At 28.0% G+C, this 16,643-nt stretch carries 19 protein-coding genes and 1 tRNA gene; 16 read left to right on the top strand and 4 right to left on the bottom strand.

The window, feature by feature from the left end; genetic code table 11:
* Positions 1 to 3 precede the first annotated feature (3 nt).
* A complete protein-coding gene (rpsT, locus tag DZ64_RS0105875; protein ID WP_024789800.1) occupies positions 4 to 276 on the bottom strand; it encodes a 30S ribosomal protein S20 in 273 nt (90 codons plus the stop codon).
* Positions 277 to 355: 79 nt separating this feature from the next.
* On the opposite strand from rpsT, the gene glmM reads away from it, so the two are divergent.
* From glmM to DZ64_RS0105895, 4 genes are all read left to right on the top strand, one after another.
* Positions 356 to 1,678, top strand: a complete 1,323-nt coding sequence (glmM, locus tag DZ64_RS0105880) for a phosphoglucosamine mutase (RefSeq protein ID WP_024789801.1) — start codon at positions 356 to 358, stop codon at positions 1,676 to 1,678.
* A 21-nt stretch (positions 1,679 to 1,699) separates the two neighbouring features.
* The gene (gene lspA, locus DZ64_RS11475) at positions 1,700 to 2,212 is read left to right on the top strand and encodes a signal peptidase II (RefSeq protein WP_024789802.1); all 513 of its coding nucleotides are present in this window, start codon (positions 1,700 to 1,702) and stop codon (positions 2,210 to 2,212) included.
* Positions 2,203 to 2,278, top strand: a tRNA-Val gene (locus DZ64_RS0105890). The genes lspA and DZ64_RS0105890 overlap by 10 nt, the downstream gene beginning before the upstream one ends.
* A 78-nt stretch (positions 2,279 to 2,356) precedes the next feature.
* A complete protein-coding gene (locus DZ64_RS0105895) occupies positions 2,357 to 2,818 on the top strand; it encodes an HAD family hydrolase (protein WP_024789803.1) in 462 nt (153 codons plus the stop codon).
* Here the strand turns inward: DZ64_RS0105895 and tilS are convergent.
* Together tilS and rimO are read right to left on the bottom strand one after the other, a co-directional pair.
* The gene (gene tilS / locus DZ64_RS0105900; protein ID WP_024789804.1) at positions 2,802 to 3,737 is read right to left on the bottom strand and encodes a tRNA lysidine(34) synthetase TilS; all 936 of its coding nucleotides are present in this window, start codon (positions 3,735 to 3,737) and stop codon (positions 2,802 to 2,804) included. The two genes, DZ64_RS0105895 and tilS, sit on opposite strands and share 17 nt — an antisense overlap.
* Positions 3,712 to 5,013 carry a 30S ribosomal protein S12 methylthiotransferase RimO gene (gene rimO / locus DZ64_RS0105905; protein WP_024789805.1) on the bottom strand — a complete coding sequence of 434 codons (1,302 nt, stop codon included), beginning with the start codon at positions 5,011 to 5,013 and terminating at the stop codon, positions 3,712 to 3,714. The genes tilS and rimO overlap by 26 nt, the downstream gene beginning before the upstream one ends.
* A gap of 316 nt (positions 5,014 to 5,329) precedes the next feature.
* Between rimO and DZ64_RS0105915 the strand changes: the two genes are divergently transcribed.
* Positions 5,330 to 5,860, top strand: coding sequence for a hypothetical protein (locus DZ64_RS0105915; protein WP_024789807.1), 531 nt, complete (start codon positions 5,330 to 5,332; stop codon positions 5,858 to 5,860).
* The gene (locus DZ64_RS0105920) at positions 5,845 to 7,824 is read left to right on the top strand and encodes a DUF6701 domain-containing protein (protein ID WP_024789808.1); all 1,980 of its coding nucleotides are present in this window, start codon (positions 5,845 to 5,847) and stop codon (positions 7,822 to 7,824) included. The genes DZ64_RS0105915 and DZ64_RS0105920 overlap by 16 nt, the downstream gene beginning before the upstream one ends.
* Here DZ64_RS0105920 and panC read toward each other — a convergent pair.
* Entirely contained in the window at positions 7,817 to 8,635 is an 819-nt protein-coding gene (panC, locus tag DZ64_RS0105925; protein ID WP_024789809.1) for a pantoate--beta-alanine ligase, read from the bottom strand. The two genes, DZ64_RS0105920 and panC, sit on opposite strands and share 8 nt — an antisense overlap.
* A gap of 46 nt (positions 8,636 to 8,681) precedes the next feature.
* Here panC and prfB point away from each other — a divergent pair, with 46 nt between their 5' ends.
* The 10 genes from prfB to DZ64_RS0105980 all read left to right on the top strand — a co-directional run bounded on the left by prfB (position 8,682) and on the right by DZ64_RS0105980 (position 16,594).
* Positions 8,682 to 9,782 (top strand): peptide chain release factor 2, encoded by a 1,101-nt coding sequence (gene prfB, locus DZ64_RS0105930; RefSeq protein ID WP_024789810.1) that lies wholly within the window; start codon positions 8,682 to 8,684, stop codon positions 9,780 to 9,782.
* 35 nt (positions 9,783 to 9,817) lie between these two features.
* Positions 9,818 to 10,246 carry a hypothetical protein gene (locus DZ64_RS0105935; protein ID WP_024789811.1) on the top strand — a complete coding sequence of 143 codons (429 nt, stop codon included), beginning with the start codon at positions 9,818 to 9,820 and terminating at the stop codon, positions 10,244 to 10,246.
* Positions 10,247 to 10,388: 142 nt separating this feature from the next.
* The gene (locus DZ64_RS0105945; protein ID WP_024789813.1) at positions 10,389 to 11,336 is read left to right on the top strand and encodes a type II secretion system protein; all 948 of its coding nucleotides are present in this window, start codon (positions 10,389 to 10,391) and stop codon (positions 11,334 to 11,336) included.
* Positions 11,333 to 11,770, top strand: coding sequence for a hypothetical protein (locus DZ64_RS0105950; RefSeq protein WP_024789814.1), 438 nt, complete (start codon positions 11,333 to 11,335; stop codon positions 11,768 to 11,770). Before DZ64_RS0105945 ends, DZ64_RS0105950 begins: the two co-directional genes overlap by 4 nt.
* Positions 11,771 to 12,211 carry a type II secretion system protein gene (locus DZ64_RS0105955; RefSeq protein WP_024789815.1) on the top strand — a complete coding sequence of 147 codons (441 nt, stop codon included), beginning with the start codon at positions 11,771 to 11,773 and terminating at the stop codon, positions 12,209 to 12,211.
* Between the two features lie 3 nt (positions 12,212 to 12,214).
* Positions 12,215 to 13,651, top strand: coding sequence for a hypothetical protein (locus tag DZ64_RS0105960; protein WP_024789816.1), 1,437 nt, complete (start codon positions 12,215 to 12,217; stop codon positions 13,649 to 13,651).
* A complete protein-coding gene (locus tag DZ64_RS0105965; protein ID WP_024787669.1) occupies positions 13,644 to 14,228 on the top strand; it encodes a hypothetical protein in 585 nt (194 codons plus the stop codon). Before DZ64_RS0105960 ends, DZ64_RS0105965 begins: the two co-directional genes overlap by 8 nt.
* Positions 14,225 to 14,581, top strand: a complete 357-nt coding sequence (locus DZ64_RS0105970) for a hypothetical protein (RefSeq protein ID WP_024787670.1) — start codon at positions 14,225 to 14,227, stop codon at positions 14,579 to 14,581. The genes DZ64_RS0105965 and DZ64_RS0105970 overlap by 4 nt, the downstream gene beginning before the upstream one ends.
* Positions 14,578 to 15,927 (top strand): type II secretion system protein GspD, encoded by a 1,350-nt coding sequence (locus tag DZ64_RS0105975; RefSeq protein ID WP_024789817.1) that lies wholly within the window; start codon positions 14,578 to 14,580, stop codon positions 15,925 to 15,927. The genes DZ64_RS0105970 and DZ64_RS0105975 overlap by 4 nt, the downstream gene beginning before the upstream one ends.
* Entirely contained in the window at positions 15,917 to 16,594 is a 678-nt protein-coding gene (locus DZ64_RS0105980; RefSeq protein WP_024789818.1) for an ATP-binding protein, read from the top strand. The genes DZ64_RS0105975 and DZ64_RS0105980 overlap by 11 nt, the downstream gene beginning before the upstream one ends.
* Positions 16,595 to 16,643 lie beyond the last annotated feature (49 nt).

Below are 16,643 nucleotides of genomic sequence, written 5' to 3' on the forward strand. Positions count from 1 at the left end.
AAATTATGCGCTTGGTTCTATTGATTTTACTAAATGATGGAGTCTGCTTATTTTTCTTTTTGCTGTATTTTTCTTTAAAATACCTTTATTTGTATAACCCTGGAATTTTTTGTTTGCAACTTTGAACGCATTAAAAGCTTCCTCATAATTTCCCTCAGCCACTGCGTTTTCTATTTTTTTAGTAATTGTTTTTACTCTTGTTTTAAAATATCTGTTTCTTTCAGTTCTTTTTTTTGTTTGTCTAATTCTTTTTAGAGCTGATTTGTTATTTGCCATTTATATCCTTTTTTGAAGCGTATTTTATAAAAATTTGGTAAAATTTGCAAATTAATTTTTCACTCCACAAAGGAAAAGAATGAAATTATTCGGCACAGACGGGATAAGAGGTAAAGCGGGAGAAAAAATCACACCCTTTTTGGCTACAAAAATAGCAATGGCTTTCGGGGAGACAATAGAGAAAAAAACCGGAAAAATACTGGTCGGCAAAGATACGAGAAGAAGCGGTTATATGATAGAAAACGGAATTGTTTCCGGGCTTACGGCCATAGGATACAACGTTATCCAGATAGGCCCTATGCCGACACCTGCGATTGCTTTTTTAACGGAAGATATGAGATGCGACGGCGGAATAATGATAAGTGCCAGTCATAATCCTTTTTATGATAACGGAATAAAATTTTTTGATGCAACGGGAAATAAACTTGATGAAAAGATAGAAGTAAAAATAGAAGAGAGATATTTTAAAAATGATTTTTCCTTAAAAACAGGAAAAGAAATAGGGAAAAGCAAAAGAATAGACGACGTTATAGGCAGATATATAGTTCATATCAAATCTTCTTTTCCTAAAAATCTTAATTTAAACGGATTTAGAATCGTAATCGATACGGCAAACGGGGCGGCTTACAAAGTGGCCCCCACTATTTTTGAAGAATTGGGAGCCGATGTAATTACAATAAACAATAATCCCAACGGATTTAACATAAATTCAAATTCGGGAGCCATGCATCCTGAAATTTTGGCGGAAAAAGTAAAAGAGTACAGGGCCGATGTGGGTTTTGCATTTGACGGAGACGCCGACAGGCTTGTGGTGGTTGATGAAAAAGGCGAAGTTATAGACGGCGATAAATTACTCGGTGCTTTGGCATACTATTTACATAAAAAAAATAAACTTTCCACCAATAAAACAGTGGTTACCGTTATGAGCAATTCCGCACTTGATAAATTTTTAAATAAATTCGGCATTGAAGTATTAAGAAGCAATGTGGGCGATAAAAACGTATTGGAACTTATGAAAAAAGAAAATATAAATTTCGGAGGAGAACAGTCGGGCCATATAATTTTCAGCGATTATGCAAAAACGGGCGACGGGCTTGTAAGTGCGCTTCAGGTATGTGCATATTTGTTGGAATCGTCTAAAAAAGCGAGTGAGGCGTTTAATCTGTTTGAACTGTTTCCCCAGATTCAGGCAAATATAAATGTGGTGGAAAAAATTCCCCTTCAAAAAATAGACGGGGCAAAAGCACTTTTCGAAGAAATTGAAAAAAACGGATTCAGACATTTAATAAGATATTCCGGAACGGAAAATAAATTAAGACTTTTAATAGAAGGGGAAAACGAAAAAAGAGCAAAAGAGCTTTTAAATAAACTGACGGAATTTTTTAAAAGTAAACTTTCATAAATGGAAAATGGATAATGGAAAATGAGTGTAAATGAGCTAAGCGAATTAAACTCATCTGGCCGTTTGAAAAACGGCCATGATGGAAAATTAAAATTTATTTTTTCTTTTTTAATTATTTTTGTAATAGACCAAGCTATAAAAGTTTTATTTTTAAACGGATTTGAATGGAATAACAGATGTATATCTTTAACACTTGCAATAAATAAAGGCGTTGCTTTTTCTATGTTCAGTTTTTTGGGAAATTATTTAAAATACATTCAGTTAATTTTGATTGTTTTATTGGGATTTTATTTTATAAAAGAAAAAATTATAAATAAATATCCAATACTTAGTGGTATTTTGTTTGGGGCGGCTTTATCTAATTTGTCTGACAGGTTTATAAGAGGAGGGGTTGTGGATTATGTTTACTGGCACTGCGGATTTAATTTTGCTATTTTTAATTTTGCTGACACAATGATAGATTTAAGTATAATACTTTTTGCTTACTTTTATTTTTTTAAAAAAAATGATAAAATTTCATCCACGGTCGCATAGCTCAGTTGGTAGAGCACTATCTTGACGTGGTAGGGGTCACAGGTTCGAGCCCTGTTGCGACCACCATTAATTAGTAAGTGATAAATTGTGAATAGTGAGTTGTAAAAATCTCTATACTACCTCACTACTCACTAAGGATGTAAAATGAAACTTGAAATTCAAAATATTGGTGTTATAGAAATAAAAAATGTAGTTCTGGATTTTAACGGAACTATTGCAAGAGACGGAAAAATTTTTGAAGAAATGAAAGTCTATTATAAAAGGATTTCAGAAAATTTTAATATTTATGTTATAACATCAGATACACACGGAAATGCCACTAAAGAGCTCCAAAATCTGCCGGTTAAACTTACAATATTAAAAACAAACAATCACACAAAAGAAAAAGAGGAATTTGTAAAAAATTTAAAAAACACATTTGCTATAGGAAACGGAAATAATGACTCCTTGATGCTTAAAGCTGCGGATATTGGAGTATGTGTAATAAATGAAGAAGGGGCAAGTTCTAAATCGATTGTAAATTCTGATATTGTCTGTAAAACCATAATTGATGCATTAGGGCTTTTGGAAAATTCAAAAAGGATTGTTGCTACTTTAAGAATGTAAAAATATATCCCCTGATTTTTGGAGGAATTTTTTCTTTTCTCATTTTTTCTTTAAATTCTTTTGGCATTGAAGTTTTAATATAAGGTGATATATAAATAAATTTTTCATTATTATCTATAGCAATTTTTCCTTGAATTACGCAGTTAAAGTTTGTTTTTAATATTTCTTCCCTTTGTTTGGATGTTAAAAGAGCCCCTAATTTTTTAATAATTTTATCTGCTATTCTTATATCAATTTTAGGGTTTGATTTTTCAAAATAAAATAGTTCTTTTTTTCTTTGAATAGGTTTATCAAATAAAAGTTTTTTATCCTTCTCTAAATATTCAAAACTTTTTTTAACCCCTTCTCTAAATTGTTTAATAAATTCATTTGAAAATCTGTGTCTGATTAAATTTCTTACAAATTTTATGTCGTCATTGCTTTTATCGTAAAAATATTTAACACCTGATTCATTTAAGTATGTTAATATTTCATCACGAGATATATTATAAAAAGGTCTATATATTTTATAAAAATCTCTCTCCTCCGTTTTATCCATTGCTATTAATTCATTAAGTCCCGCACCTTTGCCAAACTGCATTAAAAACCATTCAAACCTGTCATTTAACTGGTGTGCTAAAATAAGTGTATTATAATTAAATTTTTTTATAATTTCTTCAAAAAATTTATATCTGCACTTTCTTGCCTCTTTTTCGCTGAATTTTTCTAAAAAACAGTCTTTTATATATATTTTTTTATTATATTTTTCAGCAAGTTCTTTGGCATATGCAACCTCTTCATCACTCTCTTTTCTTGTGTGATAATTTACAGTAGCCATATCAAATGGAATATTTCTCTCAAGAAGATAAAAAAACAGAGCTGTAGAATCAACTCCGGCTGAAAAAGCTAAAAGGTTATTTTGATTTTGTAATTTTTCCAATTAATTCATCTCCTGCTAATTCTTGTATTTCTACATTGTATAAATTACCAACTTCAAGATTTTCAACTTCGCTTTCGTTTATTAAAACATCTCCATCAACATCAGGTGCCCAGAGTTTAGGGCGGACACTGTAAAAAAGGTTATCTTCCGTTAAGCCGTCAAAATAACATTTACAGGTTTTTCCAATATATTTTTTAAGAGAGTTTATTGTGGTTTCTTTTACAACTTCTTCTATTTCAAAGAGTCTTTTTTCAATAATTTGTTGAGATATTTTATCTTTTCTTTTAAAAGCGGCCGTATCTTCTTCGTCTGAATATGCAAAAACATTTACCCTATCAAACTGATACTCTTTTAAAAATTTTTTAAGCTCGTTAAAATCTTCTTCACTTTCTCCCGGATGGCCTACAATAACGGAAGTTCTAACAAATGAAAATTCTTTTCTCATCTCTTCAAGAAGTGATTTTAATTTTTTAACACTTGAATTTCTTTTCATAATTTTAAGCATTTTTTCACTAATATGTTGTATTGGCATATCAAAGTAATTTTCCACTACGCTTGAATCAAATATCCTACTAATCAGTTTTTTAGTTGTGGTGGCAGGGTAAAGGTATAAAATCCTAACTGTTATACCTTTAATTTTATCTATTTCATCTATTAATCTCTCAAGTCCATCTCTAATTCCATAATCCCTTAGATATGAGCTACTATCTTGAGAGGCAAGTGAAAAATCTCTAAAGCCTTGCGATTTTAGTCTTTTTATTTCATCAACTATTTCTTCAATAGGACGGGAATTTAATTTTCCTTTAAAGTTTGGAATAGCACAAAAAGCACACTTTTGATTGCATCCTTCGCTAAGTTTTATATAAGCATGGTAACTGCTACCTGTAATAACCCTATCTTCATTATGAATTAAATATACGTTTGGAGTAAACTGAGACTTTTTATTTTCAATCAATTCATCAATTTTATTAAAATCCCCAACCCCACTCCAAATATCAACTTCTGGAATCTCTCTTGGCAAAATATTTTTATACCTTTCACTAAGACATCCTGTAACTACTAAAAGGGCATTTTCTTTTTTTTCATTTGCAAGAGTTAAAATAGTTTCAATACTCTCTTCTTTTGCTGCTTCTATAAATCCGCAGGTATTAACAATTATTACATCCGCTTCATTCGGGTTTTGTGTTAATGAATAGTTTTTAAGTTTGCCAAGCATTACTTCTGAATCTATTAAATTTTTTACACAGCCAAGAGATGCTAAGTATAATTTTTTCAATTGTTTCCTTTTTTCATTAATTTTATCAAAGTGATATAATTAAATCAATAAAAATTAATAAAAGATGAAAAGAGGAAAAGTTGGGACTATTTGTCGGTTTGATTTTGTCAATTATAGGAATGTATTATATTGATAACAATATTTTGCTATCGTTTGAGCTAAATCAAAGCAAATGGTTTGGTAGATATGTCTTTTTTTTAGCTTTTAATGTATTAATTTTATGGGTTTTGTGGATTTTTTATAAAAAATTAAGAGGTATTTTTAAAGTTTAATGCCGCTTTTATTGGAATAATAATTTTGTTTATAGGAGTTAAGCTTGCGTAAATTGATTGTTTTATTCGGTTTGTTTTTTAGTTTTTTATATGCAATATCTCAACCAGTAATAGATTTAAGAATGGATGAATGTAAATGGGATAATAATCCAAATACATATGAAATAAACAATAGTGGTAATTCAGGGAATACATATAATGCCACAGCTTTAAATGGCGCAAATACAACTGAAGGAAAAATTTGCAGAGGCGGTGATATAAATTCAACTTCAACAGAAGATAAAGCAGTTTTATTAAAAAATAATTATAAACTGCCTAAAAAATACACACTTAATGTATGGATTAAATTTCCTTTGAATACGCAGGGGCATAAAGATTTTGAAGTATGTACAAATTATTTTTTTGGGATTTGTTTAGAATATAATATTATTGCAGACAGGGTTGGAAGTAAATATGATTTTATCTATTTTACTGAAGAAAAAAGCTGGTTTTCAGATTCGTGGACTTTAAATGTAGATGATGATAATGGCGGGGACTTCAATCCTCAAAATCTTAATGGATGGCATTTAAAATAACTAACAAAAATACGAAGTTTTATTTGGATGGGAAATATTATGATAAATTTAATACTCATCCTAATACAGGATATTTAGGGCTTATATTTAACAGTGATTATGGAAGCAATACAGACAATGAGCCAAACGGTCAGTCAATCGGAACTGATGTGGATGAATTTGAAATATACAATACCACATTAAGAAAAAGAAGTATTAGATTTATTTATAAAAATGAAAAGAGTGGAAAAAATTATGATGGAAGTGAAAGAAAATGCCCTACATGCGAAGGCACTCAGGAAACAAACGGAACTTTTAATGCAGTTGATTATTTTTTAGGTGATTGTAATGCTATAAATAATTGGGATAGAAATATAACTACAAAAATTGTAAATAGTGATTTTAATTTAACAATACTGGCAAAAGATAAAGATTTCAAATTGAAGCAAATATTACAAAAGTTGATTTTTATGAATATAATTCAAGAAAATATTTGTACTAACTGTGGCCAAACTTCTCCTACCGGCTGTCTGGGTATTTCTGATGTTAAAATAAATAAAGCTGTAAAATGTATAAAAGTCTATATTGAGGGAAACGTTACAAATCCTATTAATCCGATTCAAGAGAGTAATTCAACCGATAATTTTTCAATTAGGCCTTGTAAGTTTGAAATAACAAATATTCCTTCAAATATTAAAGCCGGGGATGAGTTTAATTTAACCCTAAAAGCTTTAGATGTTAACGGTAATCCTTCAAAAGATTATAATGAAAGCGTAAATATTAATGGAGCTAGTCCCGATTTGGAATACAATATTTCAAAAAATAATTGTGATAACGGAAATTTAGAATTAGTTAGTGGTGTTAATTTGACGCTTAAAGAAGTAAATGGCAGTGAATTTTCAATTGCTGATAATGATGACACTTCTGATAATGATAGGCTAATAGTGCCTGCAGAAGCTAAAATTTCAGTTTCTCCTCATCATTTTGAAGTAAATGCAACTATTCAAAATTATGATAATAAATTTACCTATTTAGATAATGATTTAAATTTATATTCAATTTTGGATATTAATATTACTGCAAAAAATAAAAACAATAAAACCACAACGAATTATAATAAAGATTGTTATGCAAAAGATATTGATATAAATGTTTCTAAAATTTTATCTCCTATGCCTAAATTGGATAAAATGAAATATTATTACATTGATGCAAAAGATAATAAATCAAATATTTCTTCTCCGGATATTAACAAAAACCTTCAAATTGATTATAATGATACAAATTTTACAACAGATAATAATGGTTCAACTAAAATAACACTTTTTATTAATTTTGATAGAAACTCTTCAAAACCAATAAATCCGTTTGATATGAATATAAGTGAAATAAATGTAAGTGATGGTGTGGCTGATGGAAATATCACAAATATAGGAAAAGTTCTTTATTATTATGGAAATGTTGTGCTTTTTGACGAAAAGGCTCAAAGTGATGAATTTAATACAAAAAAAGATTATTTTATAGTTTATGACAAAAATGAAAGTGATAATAAACTACCTTCAAATAATGAAATACTGCCTGATTGGTATGTAAATAATTACCATTCTTCAAAAGATGGAAATATAAGCAACGATAATATTATTGTCTCAAGTGATTATAACGCTTCTAATAAAATAAATGGTGTTGAGGTAAGTGTGAATTCTATTCAAAATGGAAAAGTTACTTTTCATATTAAAAGAACTAATTCGTCTATTAATTTTGCGGTTGTGCATTTGCTTGAACCAAATCTAAAATGGCTTTGGTATTCAAAATATGGAAATGATTACAACATTTCACCTAACTCTACCTGTTTAAATCATTTCTGTTTTAGCATAACATGGGAAAACGGAGAAAAAGGGGTTATTAAAAGCGGAGAAATAAAAGGAACCGAGGCAAATACTACAAAAGTAAATGAAACAAAAAGGGGGGTTAAAATATTTAGATAAAAATATTATCAATAAGCCTTGTTTCTCCAACTTTTGCAGCAATTAAAATTATTGTGTTTCCTGGAATAATTTCTTTTATATAATTAAAATCCCTGTCTACAAAAGCAATATACTGAAGTTCGTTTACATCTAAAATTTTTAGCATCTCTTCTTTAATTTTTTGAGTATCTTTAATAGTAGCTGAAAGTTTTGCAGCTCTTTTTAGTGATTTTGAAATACTTAAAGCTCTTTTTCTTTCATCTTCGCTTAAATAGATATTTCTGCTTGAAAGTGCTAAGCCATCTTTTTCTCTTACTGTATTACATTCAACTATTTCAATATCAAAAAAGAAATTTTTTACCATCTGTTTTATTAGATATAGCTGCTGGGCATCTTTTTTACCAAAATATGCGCGGTTTGGGCGGATTATATTAAAAAGTTTATTTACTACCTGTAATACTCCATCAAAATGTCCTGGTCTAAAAAAACCTTCAAGTATATAACCTTTAACTTTTGGAGCTTTTATTAAAATTTCATCTTCATTATACATATTCTCAGGTGTTGGAGTAAACACTGCATCTACTCCTGCTCGTCTACATATTTCAAAATCAGCTTTCATTCTTCTTGGATATTTATTAAAATCTTCCCCCGGCAAAAATTGGGTTGGATTTACAAAAATTGATACTATTACAAAATCATTTTCATTTCTTGCTTTTTTAATTAAACTTAAATGTCCTTCATGTAAAGCACCCATTGTTGGTACAAAACCGATATTGCCTTTTAAGCTTTTTGTGTATTCAATGGCCTCTTCGGGTGAGCTTAAAATTTTCATAACCAGCCTTTTTTGGTAGAATTATATAAAAAAAACAAGGAATGTGATGGACGCATTTGAATATTCTGAATTAAGTAAAGAACTCGAAAATAAACTTAATAACATAAAAGCTATTTTAAAACCAGATGTTATTAAAAAAAGACTCTCTGAAATTGAACAAATGGAAAACGAGCCTGAATTTTGGAATGATCCTAAAAAAAGCGCAAAAATTCAAAAAGAAAAAAATATTTTATTAAAAAAACTAAATAAATATCTTGAAGTTGAAAAAGAACTTATGGATAACAACGATATGTATGAGCTGGCCAGTGCCGAAGAAGACGAAGAAACACTGGAAGAAGTTTTTAATGAAGCTAGTAAATTAAAAGATAAAATAAGAGAGCTTGAAATTGAAGTTATGCTAAGCGGTGAAAATGATTCAAAAAATGCAATTATTACAATTCACCCAGGAGCCGGAGGGACTGAAAGTCATGACTGGGCAAGTATGCTTTATAGAATGTATTTAAGATTTGCTGAAAGAAAAGGCTGGAAGGTAAAAGTACTTGATTATCAGGCTGGAGATGAGGCCGGGATAAAAGATGCGGCTATTTTGATAGAAGGTGATAACGCCTACGGGTATTTAAAAGCTGAAAACGGAATTCACAGACTGGTAAGAGTGTCTCCGTTTGACAGTGGGGGCAGACGCCATACCTCTTTTGCATCTGTTCAGGTTTCTCCTGAGATTGATGATGATATAGAAATTGAAATTGATGAAAAAGATGTAAGAATAGATGTTTTTAGGGCAAGTGGTGCTGGAGGACAGCATGTAAATAAAACGGAAAGTGCTGTTAGAATTACTCATATTCCAACAGGAATTGTAGTTTCTTGCCAGCAGGATAGAAGTCAGCATAAAAATAAAGAAATGGCATTTAAAATGCTAAAATCAAAACTTTATGAATTTGAAGCTGAAAAAAGAAGAGCAGAAGAAGATGGAAAACCAAAAGATGAAATGGGCTGGGGACATCAAATTAGAAGCTATGTGTTATTTCCGTATCAGCAGGTAAAAGATAACAGAAGCAATAAGTCATATTCAAAAGTAGACGATATACTTGATGGGGATTTGCAGGAAATTATAGAAGATGTATTAATTAGTGAAAAGGAAAAAAGCTGAAAAAAGCGCTAACTTTAATAGAACTTATTTTTACCATGGTGATAATTGCTTTTACATTTACTGTAATTCCAAAAATTATTCAAATTTCAAATAAATCTTTGGAATTTTCAAAAAAAGAGGATGCGCTTTTTAATATGATAAGTAAAGCTATGGATATTTCTTTAAAAGAATATGATGAACAAAATACCAATTATGATGATATTTTATTAACAGGAAATCAAAATATTCTGGAATGTAATACAACAACAAACTATAGAGTTGGCGGATTTGTGGGAAGCAGAAACTGTATAAACCATATTGAAGAGAGTGGTATAGGTGTTGATTCAAATGAGCCCCCTTATGATGATGTGGATGATTATAACGGTTTTCATGAAACATTAACTTATGGACATACAACTTATGATATAAATGTAACTGTTGGTTATACAGATGAATGGAAAACGGTTATAATAATGATACTTTAAACTTTCATTTTACCAATAAAAGCGATAATACAAAAACTAATATAAAAAGAATAAAAATCATTGTCTATAAAGGAAATAATATAATCTCTTCTGTTAAATATTATTCTGCAAATATAGGGCATATAAAAATTGGAAGTGTGTTATGGTAAAAAAATCTTTTACTTTAATTGAAATGATTTTTGTAATTGTTATTTTGGCTTTTATTGCAATTGGAAGTTTTAATTTAATTTCAAAATTATATAAAAGAAACTACATTGCAAAAACGTCGAGTGATTTTGAATATTTTTCCCAGCAGCTGAGCGATCAATTATCAATTTTTTTATATAACAGAATTCCTTTGAGTGTAATTGGTTATAACGGAAATAATTTTAAATATATAGGTTATATTGATGAAAATGACAATTATCCGATAATGGAGTGGATGAGTGAATTAAGCGAAGCAAAAGTAGGTAAGAATTTAAGCGGTTTTGCCGATTTGTATGACAGCAGTAAGCCTACGTTAAAAGCACTTGATTTTAATTCTTCTTTTATTAATGATGTTTTGCATAACAAATACAATACTTCAGACAATTTAGATAGTTTAACAGCTTTAATTTTTGCCGGGACGTTTGATATAGGAGCACAGGAGGTTTTGAGTGATTATAATAACTCTTTTGGTTGGCATGGAAATAATCATAACTATGTTTTTACAATATCAAATTATTCTCAAAACGGAAATAACTGCTTTTTAAGTTTAAACAATACAGACTCTAAAAAAATTTATGCAAAATTTTATTTGGCCGACAGTGCCTATGCACTGGCGCTTGGAAAAGATATAAATAAAAACGCTGCGTGTATAACAAATCTTCATATACCAGATAATGAAATAGATAATACTCTTTTTTTGTTTTATAATTACAGACCATGGAAGGGTGATACTTTTTGTGCAGATAATAACGGAAATCCGGAAGGAAACGTTACAGTATTGGCTCAAAATGTAAAAGGATTTAAATTTAAAAAAGTAAATTCACATCTTGAAATGTTTTTTACATTTTTTAAAAGCAGGGGTGATATTAATATCTCCGTTTCCAAACAGAAGGTGGTATTTTGAGAAAAGGAATTGGGCTTATATGGGCTATTATTATTTTGCTTTTAATAGCTTCATTAATGACTGCTGTAACAAAAATAGCATTTTTCAGTGTTAAACATACAAGCGATACTTATATGATTGAGAGGGCACAGCTTTTTATGCAAAGTGCAATTGAAAATGCTCTTCTTGCAATTGAAGGATATGATAGAAGCGGTGGAAATTGCCTTAAAACAATTCATTTTACAGATGAAGATGGCAGATTTGAAGCAAATATTACAATTTTAAGATATTATATTTATAATAAATGCCCAAATAACTGTAATATATGTGTTCCTATAAAAACAGGTTTTTCAAACGGATATGTGTTAATGGATGTAAAAGTAGTAAGCTTAAACAGTGCAAAAAATGACAATAAAAAAATAGTGCTTGAAAAAGTAACACTTCAAAGGCCGTGAATGAGAGCATTTAGTTTGATAGAACTTATTTTTATTTTAGTAATTATGGGAATACTTGCTTTTGTTGGTATGCAGTTTATTCCTAATGAAACGCCTTTAAGTGATTTTGAAATTTTAAAAAAATTAATTCTTACAAAAAAAACAAATGCTCTTGGATATAAAGTTTTTGGTGAAAACAACGAAACGTGTATAAAACTTACAAAAAATGATATTAACAAAGAAGAAAACGCATCAAGAGTTAAATATTATTTTAAATCAGATATTCAGGTAAGGGGTTTAAGTGGAAATTTACTCTGTTTTGATTATATGGGAAGGCCTTATGATGGGGTAGTAAATCAAAAGCTTACAAATTTGCTTAAAAATTTTGTTACAATAACATTAAGTTATAAAAATAAAGAAAAAAATTTAACACTCTATCCAATAAGTGGATATGTAAGGTAATTAATGGAAAATGTCTATTTTTTAACTAAAGATTATATGTATGAATATGTTGACGGAAGAGTTGTAAAAAAAGAACTTAAAAAAGAAAAAGGAATATATACCTCTATAATTTATTTTAAAGATATTTTTAATAACACATTTAAACTCCCTGCGGATTTAAATAAAGACGAATTGGTTATAGAAGCTGAAAAAACGGTTTTTAACGAAGCCACGCTTGATTTGAGTAAAGAATATAAAATTAATTATAAATTTCAAAAATTTGATGATTATTATTTGGTGGATGCTTTTATAGCTGAGGCTGACAGGTTAAAAGAAGAATTTTCCGATATTATTAAAAAATTTAAATATATCGATTTTGTCGGGGCCGCCCCTTTTGTTTTCGAAGAATATTATAATATTGCAAATATAATTCCCAAAAACGATATATTTATATTTTTTACTCCAAAAGACGCATTTTTGGTGGGATTTAAAGATAAAAAATTTGTTTTTGTCAAAAGTCTGGATAAATTTTCCAAATTGGCTGCAATTACAAATCTTAAAGAAGACGCCCTTATCACTCTTTTAAAAGAAAAAGGCTTAAATAAAACATCTTATGAAAATGATGAATTTTTTAATAAAATAGAAAGTTTTTTTTCACAGTTTTTTATGAAAGTGAATAATTTGATTAATTATTCCAAAAATTTTTACCATATGGATGAAATTAACAGGATATTTTTTTATTCAGATATAAAAATAAACGCTTTAATTGAAACGTATGAAAATTTTTGGCATTTAAGCGGTATTGAATTTAAAAAATTTGAAATTGAGAGCGAATATGACCCGTTTGAATATTGTGCAACTGTATATAATGCTAAAAATTATAATAATGAAGAAGTCAATTTCAGTATTTTTTTAAGACCTCCGAAATTTTATAAAACAAAAAGCGGTAAATTTGTGGTATTTTCTTTTATTATTTTAATGTTTTTATTAATTGACGGAATATACAAATATTATTTGATAAACAATCAACAAAAACAGATTTCAAGATTGCAAAATTTTTTTCAAAAAAAAGAAAAAGAAATAAAACTGGTTAAACTTTACATAAAAAAATATAAAGAAAAAATTAACAAAGAAAAAGAAAATACTGCAAATATTGACACCCAAACAGAAGACATTTCATCAAAAATAGATTATTTATATGGTTTAAAAGTTAAAAAACCCCTTTTCAATGAAATAGCCGATGCAGTTGATTTTGCGGTTAAACATAATTTACAAATTATAAAATTTGAAAAAAACAAAAATAAAATAAACTTAATGATAAAAAGCAATATTGACAATTCAGATTTAATTGCAAAATTTGTAAAAAAACTTATAGATTTGGGATATAAAAATGTTTTCTCCAATAAAATTACCAATAAAAAAAACAGATATATCACTGTAATAAAGTATAATGATGAATAGATTGGAAGAATTTTTACAAAATCTTGATAAAAAAAATTTATTATTACTTTATTTATCTGTATTTATAATCGGAATTATTATTTATTACAATTTTAATTATAATGTTTTAAGTTCAAAAATTGATGAAAACAGCCGATTGATTGGTGATTTGGAAAATAAAGCAAATGTTTCATTAAAAAAATACAATACAAAACTGGCAAAACTGAAAAAAGAATATAGAAATTTAAAAATAAAAGAATATTCAAAGCTTCAGGATCTGGATTATTTAAATAAAAAAATTGATTTAAGTATTTTGAATATAAATGATAAAAATTTCTACTCCCTGCTTGAAAATATTTTGTATAAAAGTTCGGTTTTAAATTTAAACCCTAATTTCTATATTAGTAAAAACAATAATAATTTTAAAATTTACAATATAGAAATAAACGGGACTTTAGGGTATTGCAATGAAAGAAATTTATTCAATCTTATTAAATTTTTGGAATCCCAAAAATATGTAAACAGTGTAGAGAGTTGTTATATTGATGAAAACAGATCAAATTTTTACATAAAATATAATGTCTGGGGACTTAAATGAAAAAATTTTTATTTTTATTAGCAGGGATTTTTTTATATGCGGGTATTAGCAATGCTTTAATGGAAATAGTAAAAATAGAAAATTTTAAACCTCGTTTTAAAAAAATATTTTTACCAGCATGTACTTTAAAAGGAAAAAAAACTGTATTAAACAATACTGTTAGTAATTTGAATTTAAAACTGGAAGCGATTTTTAATAAAAAAGCTCTTATTAACCATAAATGGGTGAGGGCTGGAAACAGTGTAAAAGGTTATAAAATAATAAAAGTGTTTCCAAAAAAAGTGATTTTGAAAAAAAACAACAAATATGTTGTTTTAAAATTTGAAAGTAATATTTTAAAGGTTAAAAAATGAAAAAAATATTTCTGTTTTTAATTATTGCAATAACTCTTTTTGCCACAGATTGTAATAAAAAACTCTTTACCCTGCATCTAAAAAGCCCTGTAAAATTCAGTAACATTATTTCAGACATATCAAGCGAATGTAATTTAAATGTGGTAATTATTGATAAAAAAGCAAAGGATATTTTAAATACCGATATAAATTATATAAATATTGACAATGTCTCATTAAAGGATTTTTTAAACACCCTTTTTGATGTTAAAAATCTTTTTTATAAAATAGAAAACAATAATATATATATATCTTATTATAAAACAAAGACATTTAAGCTCGATTTTGTACCAAATTCCATAACCGGTGTTTCAAATATGGATACAACCGACAATACGGTAAAAACCGATTACAGTTTTGATTTTTGGCAGAACCTCAGAAATAATTTGATAAATATTCTTTCAAATATAAACGGGGATTATAAAAAACCTGTAATAGATAAAAATGCAGGGCTGATAACAGTAACTGCGAATAAACCGCAAATGGATCAAATAAAAAAATATTTCAATGATTTAAGTGACAGGCTTCATAAAGAAGTGTTAATTGATGTTAAAATTTACAGTGTGGAACTCTCAAAATCACATCAGACTGGTATAGACTGGTCAAAACTCAATATTGCAATGGATGCTTCGAATATTCCTCTCAGGGCGGCATATATTGGAGGCAGTGAATCTGTTTTCAATTCGGCAACGTTTAATATAAGCGGATTTTTAAATTTTTTAGCTCAAAACGGAAATGTAAATTCAATATCAAATCCTAAAATAGTAACACTTAATAATCAAAAAGCCTTAATCAGGGTAGGGGATACAATTTATTATAAATATGCAAATGAAATTACAACTGATTCAAACGGAAATCCAACAGCTTCATATGAGATTAATTCTACATTTGTAGGAGTCATATTAGATATTACACCTCAAATTAGTGATAATGGAGTAATAATTCTTAGTATAAGTCCAAGAATTAGCTCTTTTAAAGATATTACCCAGCTAAATGATACAAAAAGGGAAATGCCGCCTGATACAAAAGATAATTCATTAATTAGCGTTGTTAGAATGAAAAATAACCAAACATTGGTTCTTGGAGGTTTGATAACAAACGATTCAAATATAAATGTTAATGGAGTTCCTGTTCTGAAAGAAATTCCATTAATTAAATATCTTTTTTCTTCAAAAGAGGAAATAAGTTCAAGAAAAGAACTTGTATTTGTTATAACCCCGCATATTATCGATTTGAATACCAAAAAAACGCTTGAAAGTTATGGATATAAAAAGCTTCCTAATTTAGAGGATTTGGATGTTAAGTAATTTAATAAATGAATTTGAGGATAAAATAAATTTGAAAGATTATTTTTCTTATGTAAATTTTGAAATAATTAAAGAATCGGTGCTTTTTTCAAAATCAAATATTATTTTTCTTTTGGGAGAGCCTGGAAGCGGAAAAAGTTTTTTATTAAATTATCTTTATAAAAATTTCAATGATTATATTTTAATTAATGAAGCATTTGAAAGTAAAGAAGAATTTTTTAAACTTGCCGGAAATATTGAAAATAAAAGATTGTTAATTGATGAAGCGCAGCTTTTGGATATTAAAATACTTGAATTTTTAAGAACACTTAGCGATAAAGGAAATCAGGTCGTTTTTGCGATGCACAAAATTGAAGGGGAAAAAATTGCAAAACTTCCACAGTTTTTTTCAAGATACAATGAGAAAATTTATTTAAAACCGTTGAATTTTGAAGAATTTCAAAAATACACAATGTCAAAATTTATAAAAAACAATAAACCTGAACTTATAGATGAAAAAATACTTAAAAAAATTTATAACCTTTCCGGAGGTAATTTTAGACTTTGTAAAAAAATTGTTTTTACAGCTTTGGATTTATTAAACTTTTCTTTGAAAAATTCGTTAAAATACAGGAAAATAGATAATTGTATTTTAACAATGAGCGCTATAAAACTGGAATTAAAATGACTTTTTACGAATTGGAAAAAGAGTGTAAAAAAAGGAAAAGAAACCGTTT

Origin of the sequence: Lebetimonas sp. JH292 (genome assembly GCF_000523275.1) — a bacterium.
Lineage (GTDB): Bacteria > Campylobacterota > Campylobacteria > Campylobacterales > Nautiliaceae > Lebetimonas.